Annotated in this window: 12 protein-coding genes; 5 read left to right on the top strand and 7 right to left on the bottom strand. The window is 58.3% G+C overall.

What is annotated here, in order from left to right:
- A partial coding sequence (locus DRB19_RS27210; protein ID WP_162815769.1) for a hypothetical protein occupies positions 1 to 119 on the bottom strand: 119 nt, incomplete at its 3' end.
- 394 nt (positions 120 to 513) lie between these two features.
- Here DRB19_RS27210 and DRB19_RS27205 point away from each other — a divergent pair.
- From DRB19_RS27205 to DRB19_RS27190, 4 genes are all read left to right on the top strand, one after another.
- Positions 514 to 1,716: a M4 family metallopeptidase gene (locus tag DRB19_RS27205; protein ID WP_245439857.1), complete on the top strand. Its 1,203-nt coding sequence runs from the start codon at positions 514 to 516 to the stop codon at positions 1,714 to 1,716.
- 35 nt (positions 1,717 to 1,751) lie between these two features.
- Positions 1,752 to 2,054 carry a protealysin inhibitor emfourin gene (locus DRB19_RS27200; protein WP_114189118.1) on the top strand — a complete coding sequence of 101 codons (303 nt, stop codon included), beginning with the start codon at positions 1,752 to 1,754 and terminating at the stop codon, positions 2,052 to 2,054.
- Between the two features lie 128 nt (positions 2,055 to 2,182).
- Positions 2,183 to 2,401 (top strand): antitoxin, encoded by a 219-nt coding sequence (locus tag DRB19_RS27195; protein ID WP_114189117.1) that lies wholly within the window; start codon positions 2,183 to 2,185, stop codon positions 2,399 to 2,401.
- Between the two features lie 15 nt (positions 2,402 to 2,416).
- Positions 2,417 to 2,803 carry a type II toxin-antitoxin system VapC family toxin gene (locus DRB19_RS27190; protein WP_308494362.1) on the top strand — a complete coding sequence of 129 codons (387 nt, stop codon included), beginning with the start codon at positions 2,417 to 2,419 and terminating at the stop codon, positions 2,801 to 2,803.
- A 497-nt stretch (positions 2,804 to 3,300) separates the two neighbouring features.
- Here DRB19_RS27190 and DRB19_RS27185 read toward each other — a convergent pair whose 3' ends face one another.
- Both DRB19_RS27185 and DRB19_RS27180 read right to left on the bottom strand, forming a co-directional pair.
- The gene (locus tag DRB19_RS27185; protein WP_114189116.1) at positions 3,301 to 3,558 is read right to left on the bottom strand and encodes a hypothetical protein; all 258 of its coding nucleotides are present in this window, start codon (positions 3,556 to 3,558) and stop codon (positions 3,301 to 3,303) included.
- Positions 3,555 to 3,959, bottom strand: coding sequence for a hypothetical protein (locus DRB19_RS27180; RefSeq protein WP_114189115.1), 405 nt, complete (start codon positions 3,957 to 3,959; stop codon positions 3,555 to 3,557). The genes DRB19_RS27185 and DRB19_RS27180 overlap by 4 nt, the downstream gene beginning before the upstream one ends.
- A gap of 348 nt (positions 3,960 to 4,307) precedes the next feature.
- Here DRB19_RS27180 and DRB19_RS27175 point away from each other — a divergent pair, with 348 nt between their 5' ends.
- A complete protein-coding gene (locus DRB19_RS27175; RefSeq protein WP_114189114.1) occupies positions 4,308 to 5,753 on the top strand; it encodes an exopolysaccharide biosynthesis polyprenyl glycosylphosphotransferase in 1,446 nt (481 codons plus the stop codon).
- Positions 5,754 to 6,203: 450 nt separating this feature from the next.
- Here DRB19_RS27175 and DRB19_RS27170 read toward each other — a convergent pair whose 3' ends face one another.
- From DRB19_RS27170 to DRB19_RS27155, 4 genes are all read right to left on the bottom strand, one after another.
- Positions 6,204 to 6,623, bottom strand: a complete 420-nt coding sequence (locus DRB19_RS27170) for a phosphomannose isomerase type II C-terminal cupin domain (RefSeq protein ID WP_114189120.1) — start codon at positions 6,621 to 6,623, stop codon at positions 6,204 to 6,206.
- 716 nt (positions 6,624 to 7,339) lie between these two features.
- On the bottom strand, positions 7,340 to 9,085 hold the full coding sequence (locus tag DRB19_RS27165; RefSeq protein ID WP_114189113.1) for a M10 family metallopeptidase: 1,746 nt from the start codon (positions 9,083 to 9,085) through the stop codon (positions 7,340 to 7,342).
- A gap of 790 nt (positions 9,086 to 9,875) precedes the next feature.
- A complete protein-coding gene (locus DRB19_RS27160; protein WP_114189112.1) occupies positions 9,876 to 10,145 on the bottom strand; it encodes a hypothetical protein in 270 nt (89 codons plus the stop codon).
- 1,477 nt (positions 10,146 to 11,622) lie between these two features.
- Positions 11,623 to 11,781: transposase (locus tag DRB19_RS27155; RefSeq protein ID WP_162815631.1), on the bottom strand; the 159-nt coding region annotated here is incomplete at its 5' end.

Below are 11,781 nucleotides of genomic sequence, written 5' to 3'. Positions count from 1 at the left end.
TTCAGCGCGTCGATCTTGGCCGGCTCCTTGTCGACGCAGCACACCGCATGCCCGAAATCCGCAAAGCAGGCTCCCGATACGAGGCCCACATAGCCAGCCCCAATCATCGCTATCCGCATCGTTACACCACCTCAGCCTGTAATCGACCAATTATTCATGCGAGCAGGTTTTACCCGATTACTTTGATGATAGCATAAGGCTTCGAGCACGCGGTGCACGATTGCGCTCGCTCGAAATGAATCTATTCTCTCGACGTTTATAGATGGCACCCCGATAGTGGTAGATTCCGTTGCACTTCAGGTAGTGATATATTCAAGCAACGTAGCATTCAGGCCGTGATTTTATCTGCAGTTAGGCACGTGTCAAACGTGTATCAGTACGTGAATTTTGCATAAGTTACTTAGCTGGAGGTGTCCTATGACCCGGACCTGCCGCTGTCTCAATTGCATCATTCCTCCACATCTTCTTCGGAGACTGCTCGAGAGCGAGAGCAGGGAGGTTCGCCAAGCCGCGATGAACACCCTCTTGAATTCGGCGCGGTTGCGGGGCCAACGTTCGCTCCGGGCGACCTTCGGCATCGGTCTCTCGGCCGCCCCCACGGATGGGCGCCGGAGCATCTTCGATTGTGAGAACAGGGCCAGGATCGCCGGCGCTGTGCTGGTCCAAACGGAGCAGGGTGAAGCGTCGAGGGACACGTCCGTCACACGCGCATTTGAGGGCCTGGGAACCACCCGCCAGTTCTATCGTGAGGTGCTGAACCGAAATTCCATCGATGACAGAGGGATGCGCCTGGACGGGTACGTCCACTTCGATACGAGCTACAACAACGCGTTCTGGGACGGGCAACAGATGGTGTTCGGTGACGGCGATGGTGTTGTGTTCACCGACTTTACCAGCTCCCTTGACGTGATCGCCCATGAACTCGCTCATGGGGTGACCGAACATGTGGCCGGGCTGGAGTACCATCTTCAGTCAGGCGCTCTCAATGAGTCGATGTCGGACGTGTTCGGATCGCTGGTGAAACACTGGTCGCTTGGGCAAACAGCGGACCAAGCCGATTGGCTCATCGGAGCCGAAGTCTTCACGCCAGGCGTCGACGCAGACGCCCTCCGCTCCATGAAAGCCCCTGGAACAGCCTACGACAACGATACTTTCGGCAAGGATCCGCAGCCGGATCGCATGAGCAAGTTCGTCCAACTGCCCGATACCGAGGAGGGCGACTGGGGCGGGGTGCACATCAACTCGGGCATTCCCAACAAGGCCTTCCATTTAACGGCCACAGGAATTGGGGGATATGCTTGGGAAGCACCGGGCCTCATTTGGTACGAGGCTCTTCGAGCCTCAGGCCCGACAACTGAGTTTCAGGAATTTGCCGACAGGACGTATCTGATGGCAGAGGATTTATACGGGGCGGGCAGCATCGAGCAGCAGGCCGTGCAGGACGCATGGCGACAGGTCGGCATTCGGATCAGCCGCACTGCTGCTAGACGGCGCCCCGGCCAGCGCCGCAAGGGTGATCTTCTCGTGGGCGAGGAGGCCGGCTACGACGGCGGCGCTCTGGCCGCCTTATCGAGACAAATGGAAACGTTGTCGGCCCAAGTCCACGCACTTTCCAAGGAGGTCAGTGCCCTGAAAGGAGACAGAACTCCATCAGAGGCAGGGGGACCTCGAGGCCGACCAGCTAATGCGAAACTAGGACGATTGGCAAACTCGTAACCGGCTTTGGGAATGCCCAGGGTGTCAGGCGTGTGATGAAGATTAGTTTGGCAAAGTATGGCGGGCAGACGGCCGGGATGCTTCTCGGCCGTGCTCCTCGTGTCCTGGAAGCCGACACTCTGCCGCCTCCCGCCGCGCAGGAATTGGCGAGGCTCGTCGAGACGGCAAAAGCTACAGCGGCTGCCACGGGAGTTGGCCTTGGGCGCGCTCGGGACATGATGAGCTACACGATCACTGTGGAGGACAGCGGCCATCAGACGGTTCTAAAACAGTCGGACACGAACATGTCTCCCGCTTTTAGAAACCTTCTCGGTTGGCTTGAACGGCACATGAAGTGAAGAAGCGTGCTTGGCTCATCACAACGCCCGGAGGTGAGCGGAGCCATGATCTCCCACAGTCCCCAAACAACAGCTTGAAGTCCTCGCCAAATCTCCGTATATACATTGCTGTATGTACGGAAGTGCAAATGGTTACGGCCAAGGTCTTCCGGTTTGGCAACAGTCAAGCGGTCCGGTTTCCCAAGCAGTTTCGCCTCGCCAGCGATGAGGTTGAAATCTTCTGCCGTGGCGATGACATCGTCTGGCGTAAGAAGTCTGAAAAATCGGCTCGGGCCTTCGATCTTCTCTGTGTTTTCCCTGATGTCGACCGCGACGATACCCCGCCCCAAGAGCGCGAAGGACTTTGATCATCCAACCGGGCTATCTCTTGGACACAAACATCTGCATCTACATTCGCCGGGAGCGTCCTAGGCCGGTTCAGTGATTTCGCTCCGGGCTCAACAGCACTCTCGGTTATCACCTATGGTGAACTCGTCTATGGGGTTCACAAGAGCCCTGATCCCGCCAAAGCCATGTCGGTCCTGAACGCGCTCACTGCATTGATCCCAGTATTGCCAATCGCCATAAAGATAGGGAACGCCTACGGCATCATCCGGAGCGACCTTGCCATACGAGGTGAGCTGATCGGCAAGAGCGACCTTTGGATTGCTGCTCACGCCAAAAGTCTTGGGTTGACCCTTGTCACCAACAACGAGAGCGAATTCCAAAGAGTTGATGGCCTCAAGGTTGAGAACTGGGCTAAGGTGTAAGAGGACTTGAAAACCAAAGCGCTCGCAGGGTCAGTCGGCGAACCCCGGCTTTTGTCTTTCCGGTACCTGAGGGCAGATGATGTACCGCTGCCTGCATCGGATCTGACCGTATCGCCTTTCCCGATCAAAATTGATCAAGGGATACTTTGTCATTGCCTCTACCTGTCCTGCTGGGAAGCTTCGTCTGCAGAGGAGCTGGCCCATGATGGCATAGCCTGCTCATCAGGGCTGATGCTGTTGTCAGGAGGCCGCGCAGACGGCCTTTGCATGGGGTTGAATTTCAGATCTTTGATGTTTTGCCCTGTCTCTCGATCCTGCTGGCAGTGATCTTGCCCGCCAAGGCCACTGGATCGCTCGTTCCACCTCAGCCGGGATGTTTACGGCCAGTAGCCCTCGCCGTCAGGTGCACGGCCCATTCCTTGCGACTGCAGGGGGTGACGATGTGGACCAAGCCGTTACGGCAGACGCTCATACAAACGTCTCTTCGTTCGGCTGCTCTACTGCCTGCCAGCCTCCACCTCAAGGCCGAGAGATTTCACCCAACCTGGAGTTGGGGCACTGTAGCGATCCCTGAGCCGCTCCGCGATCACTATGCGATCGGATTCCGGCAGCGCCGCAATCCGAGACTTGAAGGCTTCCATCTGCTTGCCGTTGAGGCGGCCGCCGATGTGGCTGAATTCACCCACGAGCTGGCGCTGCAACTCCGGCGTCAACGTGGTCCAAGCCATGATCGCAAGGCCGACGCGGCCGATCATCGGGGCCAGTTCATAGCGGCCTGTGACAATCGAGTATTCCAACGCCTGATTGACGGCCAGTGGTGGCTCCCCCGGGCCAGTTTGATCTGAGCCAGCAGCAACCAATCAGCAGACGCGGCCGGGGTCAGCCTGAGGGACTGCTCAACCTTGTTCTGGAGTTCGTCGAAGCTTCCCCCAGCGGCAAGCTGGATGTCCACCTGCCGGGCCATGGCCTGGAGGCCTGGGACCGACAGCCACGGAGCGAGTTGCCGAGACAAGCTCAAACCATCGGCTGCCGCATCCCCGGAAGCCTCGATCGCACGCGCTCCAACGCTGTCCAGCGCGACCGTCCCCCACGACAGCAGGACACCATACGCTGAGACCGCTGCAAAGACGATGGCAATGAGGATTTTGGACAGCATGCACGATCGGCTATCTCAGAATACGATGCTGTTGTCGAGCCAATCTCTGTCCATGCAACTCGCATGGGTCACCTATGCTCATCCCACTGAAGCTCCAGCGGCGAATGGCAGCTTGGGTGATATTGAATGGCTCTCGTGTGAAGGCCGACCTCTGGCCAGGACACCACGCTGGGTAACGCTGGAGAAAAGGTCGCACCTCACAGCCTCAGTAGGATGAAACTTCTATAGCGACGCACCCCACGACTCGGCTATATATCGCTAAATGGATGCCTGTCCTGGGGCGAACTCAGGGGATAGAACCGCATCAAAAAATAAACGCAGCGATCTCATCAGCTGGGGCATGGGGCAATGTATCTGGCAAGGGAAACGGAGGCGCTTGAGCCGCTTCCGACACAAAAGACCTACCAATATAAACTGTATCCGAACGCAGAGCGCATCTCAGCGCATCGCTTTGCAGCGGCGGTGCTCGTGTCCGACATCCTTGCCTTGGTTCTCACCGGGCTCGTGCCGATCCTTGCGTATAAGGGCATGGGTGCCACCTCGAGCAGTCCGTATCTGGCGGTGATCGGCGGCGGCCTCTTTCTGTTCCTGCTCGTCTCCCGCGTCTTGAACGTCTACCGAACGAAGCATGTCTTCTCGTGGCGGCAAACGATACCAAGGGCTGTCGCATCACTGCTGCTCACGTTCTTTGCCCTCACGATGATCAGCGTCGCCACAAAGACCACCGCCGACTATTCGCGCGTCTGGTTTTTTTCCTGGCTGTCCCTGTCTCTGACGCTGATGGTCTCCCTGCGCGCCGTGATGTTAGCCGTGGCTGAGGCCAAGCTCACGAAGGGAGCCTGTCTCCAGCGCGCGCTGATCATCACCTGTGGCGCGAACACGTTCACGGGGGCTCAGCTGGCTTTGGAAACAGCCAATCGCATCCGTGCTGTCGGGAAAATCATCGCGCATGACTTGGCCTCCATTCCGGAGCTTGGGCCCTACATCCAAAAGCTCGATCCGCAGGTGATCGTTCTCAACGTGCCCTGGTTTCAGGTTGAGGCCGCCATGGGGCATCTGAACGCGCTCTCGCGCCACCCCGTTGAGGTGCTGGTGCTGCCACAGGCGAGTGTTGGTGTGCAGAAGATCATTCGCCTGCGCCGTCTTGGCCAACAGACCTTCTTTCAGATGGCCGAGCCGCCGCTGGTCGGCTGGGATCGTGTCATCAAGAGAGTCGAGGACGTCGTCGTGGCGAGCGTGGCTCTCCTGATCACCGCGCCGGTGTTGCTGCTCACAGCTCTTGCTATCAAATGGGACAGCCCGGGCCCAGTGCTGTTCAAGCAGATGCGGGCGGGCTTCAACGGCCGCCTCGTCGAAGTCTGGAAGTTTCGGTCCATGGCCGTCGAGGGGACGGACCTGACGGCATCACGCCAAACCAGCAAGGATGATCCACGCGTGACGCGCGTCGGTCGCTTTATCCGGCGCACCAGCTTCGATGAACTGCCTCAGTTCTGGAATGTTCTGCAGGGCACGATGTCAGTGGTCGGACCGCGCCCGCATGCCCTCCACACCTCCGCTGAGGGGAGGGCGCTTGATGCCCTCGTTGAGGAATACGCGTCCCGGCATCGGGTGAAGCCCGGCATCACCGGATGGGCGCAGATCAATGGCGCACGCGGAGAGCTGCGCTCCCGCGAGCAGGTCAAGAAGCGTGTCGACTACGATCTCTACTACATCGACAACTGGTCCATCCTGCTCGACATCAAAATCATCCTGATGACGGTTGTGCGCGTGTTTTATGATCCTCGTGCATATTGAGTCTGTCGCCTTCCTTCGACAACAGGTAAGGCTCTCACGATGAGCCCTTGATCAAACCGGCGCGTCCTTACTACCGGCGCTGTGCTAAGCCTCATCCTTGTTCTTACAGTTGCCGCAGGGCCGAGAGGTCTCAGGCGTGCGGTCACTGCGACGACGGGCGGAGACATTGAATCGGTCCTAACGGACCTTGGTGCACTAACCGGCTGCTTTGAATCAGGCCGATCCTGGAAACCGACAGGCATCCGTGCGCACCATTACAGATCGCTTTGCATTAAATGATTGTGCGGATCTGCCTCGTGTGCTCGCGCTCGTGCCGAGAATCTCGGGAACAATCCTCTGGTACATCGGCAGAGACTTGGTGTCCGCATGACAGAAAAAGGGGCACGTGCTGACAAACAAGCGCACCCCTCATGAGCTCAACCCGACGTAATCTCAGCGCACACCCATCCGCTATGCCGCGCCGGCCAGCTGCTCGGGCGCACGGCCGTAATCATCCTCAATCCGTACGATGTCGAGTTCGTCCAAGTGCTGGCCCACCTGGACCTCAATGAAAACCAGGGGCTCGGCTCCGGTGTTGCGGATGCGGTGCGCCGTCCGCAGTGGAATGTAGACGTGCTCGCCGCCACGGCACGGCATTACAGCGCCATCGATCTCCACGTCGGCCTGTCCCGACACAACGGTCCAGTGCTCCGCGCGATGATGATGGTACTGCAGCGAAAGCCGTTGACCCGGCAACACGGTGATGCGCTTCAAGGCATAGTCCGGGCCGGTCGCCAGGACCTCCCAGGTGCCCCATGGGCGTGTGTCCCGGTCGCCCGCCTGGTAGCGAACGGCCTTGGCCAGGACCGTGTCTCGGACAGCGATATTCATGGTGATGACCCCCAAGCGCCAGATCTTTTGATTCTTGACTGCGCGGGGGCATCAAAACATGACGGCGCAGCGTTTGTCTGTGGCATGAAAGCCGCAGTGTCGCGGATCGTGATGGGTGGCCCCAAATCCCAGTTTGGCTTCGCGTCGAACCGGCTCCCTCGCTGAAAGTTCGTTAGTCCGAACAGCATCTGAGCCCTGATGTCTGAATCATTCAATTCTCGGATGCCGCCGGGGTTGAGGCGCCGTCATCACCGCGGCTCTGTCGCGCCGGCCCCGACGGGTTGGTGATGATGGGAGGCGCACTGTTCCAGCCGGGTAGCGATCAGGCGGCCGGGAAATCACCCACCTGTTGTCATCCCGAAAAGCGGCAGTCAGTCAGGCCAATGCGCAACGCAGCACCGGCCCAGTCTGCCCAGAGTCAAGCGCATTCCCGCCTCAAAGTCCTCAAGCACCGCCTTGCTGTTCTGGCCCCTGCGGACCGAGGAGCGACTTGAGCGCTATGAGGGCCGCGCCTTATCTCAGCGCAACACGGTCATAAGGATGTTTGACGAAATCATAGACACCGCGCCAGGTGCAGGCGGCGGACGGGAGCCGACTTTGGCAGAACGAACCCAATGAACCCACGCCGTCGGGTCGGCCAAGCCTTCATCTGCCTGCCCGCCTTTTTGGGCGGCCCACTCAAATGGTGTGCTGTCTTTTCCAGACTGGGCACGACCTCAGAGATACAAATCCCCCTTGGACAGCGCCGACAGGCCTGAGATGTTGATCTGAAAATCAGCCACTTTGTCGCCGTTGATGTCGCCCGACAGCACACCGCCGCTGAACTTCACCTGACCTGCCTTGCCGGTGAACCCCGATTTCCCAATGAACGAGAAGGCCTGATTGCCACTCACGAGGGTGTTGGCGTCGATGCTCCGCAGATCGATATGATCAGCCCCGCGCAGGAAATCCCTGATCGTGTCCCGGGCGCCCGGCAGGGTCTCCTTGCGAGAGTTGAAGTCGAACACATCTGCGCCAGCTCCACCAACGAGGGCATCCTTGCCGGTTCCGCCGATAATCTTGTCGTTGCCCCCCGAGCCATAGAGCCGGTCGTTGCCGCCCCGACCGTTGAGGTTGTCGTCACCGCCCTGACCATAGAGGCTGTTGTTGCTGTTTGTCCCTGTCAGCGCCAGGTTTTGCAGGCCAGGATCAGACAGGATAAGAGGTGCCGGGGCGGCATCAGTTTGGAGTTCCGCGAGGGAATAGGTCTTGTCCACGAACTCGAACCACTCGACACCCCACACTGTGTCGCTGCCGTCGGGCGTGCCAGAGCGCAGGTCTGCCACTTGAGTCGAGCCATCCGAGAGCTTGGTGATGCTGTAGTGCGAGCGCTGGCCGCTGAGCACGGCAGTATCGTCCCCAATCCCGCCATCCAGAACATCGTTACCGCTGCCGCCGCTCAGACGGTCGTCCCCGACACCCCCCTTCAGCGTGTTGGTGGCTTGGTTGCCGATTAAGGTATCATTGCCGGATCCCCCCGTCGCGTTCTCGATCAGGGAGCGGGTGTCACCTTTAGACAGCAGCGCGTTGGCAATGTTGCCCGCAGCAATCTTCGAGCCGTCCCAATGCAGCTTGGCAAGCTGGATGGTGGAGGTCGTGGTCCAACCTCCCGGCTGGAGGTCGACCTTCAAGCTGGTGGTATAGTGCGAGAAGTCATAGGTGTCGGTGCCACCGCCGTCCCAGACGGTCTGAAAGATGCGGTTGGCCCCGGCCGCGCCCTGACCGACGCCGTTGATCATCATCTCGCCAGTGGTCGAGCTCCAGGAATAGATCGTGCTGCTAGCATTAGTGGTGTAGTTCGCGCCGTACATGTGCTGCAAGGCCGCGATGTCATACATCATGAGTGATTGGGCATAGCCCCAGTTCTCGTTGACATAACCGGTCATTGATGCGTCGGCATAGGCGCGATAGCTCATCACCGTGTACTCCATGGAGTCACGGTCCTGCGGCATGACGAAGTGCTCGTGCGCATGCTCCAGCCCGAGCGCGTGCCCAATCTCATGGACGAAGGTGAAGTTTGCGTAGTTACCCTTGAGGGGATTCGCGTTATGGCCCGTGGAGTTATTGAACCAAGCGTCGCCGCCTGAGGCATTCGTCGATGGGAAATAAGCCCAGGCTGTGCCCACCTTATCTGACATGGCAAATCGCAGGTCAGCATGCTGGGTCGCGGTCTCGGCGATTTCCGTGAAGGTGAGGGTGGCGACCGAGGCATATTGCGCAAGGCCAGCCCGCGTGGCTGCCTGCTGAGTGGTGTTGAAGGCACCAAAATTCGAGAAGTTCTCACCGGAGCCGTACGAACTGCCGTAGTAAGAGCTGCTGGTGGGAAAGCTGTAGCTAAAGCTGCTGGTGTCCCATTTCACGTCACCCAGAACGCCGTCGATATAGGCGTTGCCGGTCGGGGTGTAGGAAGCGACAGCAGGCATTAATTCATCCAATATGGAGACGGTTAGAATTCATGAAGATCAGCGGACACGATCAGACAATCTCTTCTTGGGAGATGAGGTTGTTCTGCCATGTCGACTTGAGTTGGTATGGCTGTTCCGGAGCAGGCCGTCTATTCGGACAGCTGGCCTAGTCCGTTCTGGAGCCGCGGCCTAAACCAATCGGACGAGGGCTTGGGTTTAAGAGATGATCTGGTTCTGCAGGGCATAGTATTTGGAAGTTGCTACGGTCTCGCCCTGAGCACTGGGAGCAGTGAGTGCTTCTGAGGCTGCCCACTTTCGGCAGTGGAACAGCTGGAAAGGGTGACGCCGCTACCAAGCTGACAATGGCGTCCGGCTCGTAGGCCTCCTAAATGGTGGAAAGCTATTCAGTTGCCGTCCAGCGGCGGCGCTGAGCCACATCGATTACCTCAATCTTGGCAGAGCCAGTCGTAGTACCGACACAGCTCAAATCACTTAACTGAGGTAGGAGCCGCGCCCAGCCGCTTCGGGGGCTACTTCACATGGCGAGGAGCGGACACCTATCTCAGTTAAGACAGCACCATAGCCTGAGGAGAAAGTCAGAGTTATTGCAGACCTTTGCTTAAACCCTGACTCCGTTCGGTTCAGTACCCTCATTCTCTGAATGGTTGTGCCCTCCCCACCGCGAGCGATCTTGATGTGCCGCTCATTGAGTGTCACCCGCGATCTGCCGGAGGAAGGCAGCACCATTCGCCCGGATATCCTCCACGAATGGCCCAATGTCCGCAGCCCGGCGCTTGACCGTGGTGGATCACGGGGCAGCATTGGCCACGAGGTGAATTTTTGCCCCGGCTGCCTTCGAGCTTCGCGCCCCGGCTTTGGCAGCTGCGAGGACGTCGTTTATCCGCTTGGAAATCATCTCCCCCTCATGCTCGGCCACGGCCGCTAGGATGTGGACGGTGAGCCTGTAGGCCTGCGGGAAGTCCACTGCCATGAAGTTGACGCCGCTTCCCATCAGGTTGAGATGAAGGCGACGTTGCGGCCAAGTGATCTCGCTTTGCGATGATGAGGACAGCGCCATGGCGACAGCACAGGCGCAGGGTCTCGGAGAGGCGAGGGCCGGTCGTTCTTCTTGCCGCTCCAGTCTCCACCACCTCCACCATGAGCTGCCGGGTCTCGCCATTGAGACGCGAGCGGAGGGTTTCTTATTCAGATCAATGTCATCTTGCTTCTGCTGGAGCCCTAAATGATGAGGCTCAGGACTGAGGTAACGACACCAAGCCCGGCTACAGACAGAAAGGTAATCTGCGCGGCATAAGAGAGATGCCTCACCATCTGCATTCCATGAACGCGCGTAGCAACTGCCTGATCCATCTTGGTCTTCCCCTTTCGGAAAAGGATATTTCAGGACTAACCCAGATGCATCAGACTGACGTCTGATGACGCTCGTCTCAGAAGCACGGACTTAGGTCCGAGACTGGAATATCAGACACCGAGACGGGGACCATATTCTGAGGAGCAGAGTCCGCAGTGGGTAAATGTGCTCAAATAATAATTTGATTGAGCTAGGTTAGTCTCCACAAAGAAAGAGCGCCTTTAAGTCTGGCGCTCCAGGTGGGCCGCTTGTACGACCATCCAGGGAGAATGTGCCGACTAGGCACAAGTGAAGGTTGCTCCCGTTTCGTTAATCAGTGATTAACGCACAAAGAAAACTCCGCCGGTTCAGACGACGGGGCGCCCACAAGCGCTGATAAGGAAGGACGCCAGCAAGGGTGATCGCGGGTTGGCGTCCTTCCCATTATAGGGTCAACGGCTCGGGTACTCTGGCATAGGACAATCATTTATTGAGTTGAGTAACGTCCAGCCGCTTCGCCAGGAGAGGCCAAGTTCGCGGCTATCCGGGTCGTGCTGACGCCATGACCTGCGGCACTGGGCTCCGATGGCCAGAGGCGGCTGCTTCCTTACCCTGCAATTCGCCTTGGAGCTGTCGTAGCTCCGCCTGGTAGGCCTCGACATAATCCAAATGCCATGTTCGTTCAGGGCTTTGCTCTGCAAGCCGCCGGCGCGCGCGAATGCGCCCCTTCAATTCATGGATCCTAAGACGCATGAAGGAAACGTCGCCGATCATTTAGTTTGGTCCTCCCGATCCGCCAAGATGGGCAATGATAGAACACCCCTTTCCTTGATGACTATAGTCACAAATGTCGCTTGCGGATCTATGCCATCGATACGGGCAAATTGTTGCGGCTTATGCATCACTCTCGTTCATGTGCAAGACATCGTGAATGAGGGAAAGGCCCCTGAAATGGCCTATTTTCAATCTCTCCTTAAGGGCCTGTTCCAGGTCACCGACACTCACCGGCATCGCGGCAAACATAGCAGCATCCAAGGAGGCACAAGCTTCGCGTTCGACACTGCCCTCACAAGGAAAAAGGTCGGACCTACTGGCTGCGGCGGTATGGCCTCTCGCTTGTACCGCCGTCCGCGGATTATCGATTGCGTCCTCCCCGGGGCTTGCAGGGACATCTCCGTGATAGAACCTCTAGGCTCAGGACTCGTTAATTGAGGTAGAAGGCGACGGCCGCTGCGATGCAGATGGCCGAGAAGAAGGTGTGGGCGCAGCGGTCATAGCGGGTTGCAATCCGGCGCCAGTCCTTGAGCTTGGCGAACATGTTCTCAACCTTGTGCCGTTGCCGATACAGCGTCTTGTCATAGGC

Source organism: Microvirga aerophila, assembly GCF_003332305.1.
GTDB lineage: Bacteria > Pseudomonadota > Alphaproteobacteria > Rhizobiales > Beijerinckiaceae > Microvirga > Microvirga aerophila.
This window is presented reverse-complemented; position numbering and strand designations above follow the sequence as displayed.

Bases quoted from the DNA above. Each gene is read 5' to 3' on its own strand.
- DRB19_RS27175 (WP_114189114.1), top strand. From the start codon at position 4,308: ATGTATCTGGCAAGGGAAACGGAGGCGCTTGAGCCGCTTCCGACACAA.
- DRB19_RS27200 (WP_114189118.1), top strand. From the start codon at position 1,752: ATGAAGATTAGTTTGGCAAAGTATGGCGGGCAGACGGCCGGGATGCTT.
- DRB19_RS27185 (WP_114189116.1), bottom strand. From the start codon at position 3,558: ATGATCGGCCGCGTCGGCCTTGCGATCATGGCTTGGACCACGTTGACG.
- DRB19_RS27195 (WP_114189117.1), top strand. From the start codon at position 2,183: ATGGTTACGGCCAAGGTCTTCCGGTTTGGCAACAGTCAAGCGGTCCGG.
- DRB19_RS27180 (WP_114189115.1), bottom strand. From the start codon at position 3,959: ATGCTGTCCAAAATCCTCATTGCCATCGTCTTTGCAGCGGTCTCAGCG.
- DRB19_RS27160 (WP_114189112.1), bottom strand. From the start codon at position 10,145: ATGGCGCTGTCCTCATCATCGCAAAGCGAGATCACTTGGCCGCAACGT.
- DRB19_RS27170 (WP_114189120.1), bottom strand. From the start codon at position 6,623: ATGAATATCGCTGTCCGAGACACGGTCCTGGCCAAGGCCGTTCGCTAC.
- DRB19_RS27165 (WP_114189113.1), bottom strand. From the start codon at position 9,085: ATGCCTGCTGTCGCTTCCTACACCCCGACCGGCAACGCCTATATCGAC.
- DRB19_RS27205 (WP_245439857.1), top strand. From the start codon at position 514: ATGAACACCCTCTTGAATTCGGCGCGGTTGCGGGGCCAACGTTCGCTC.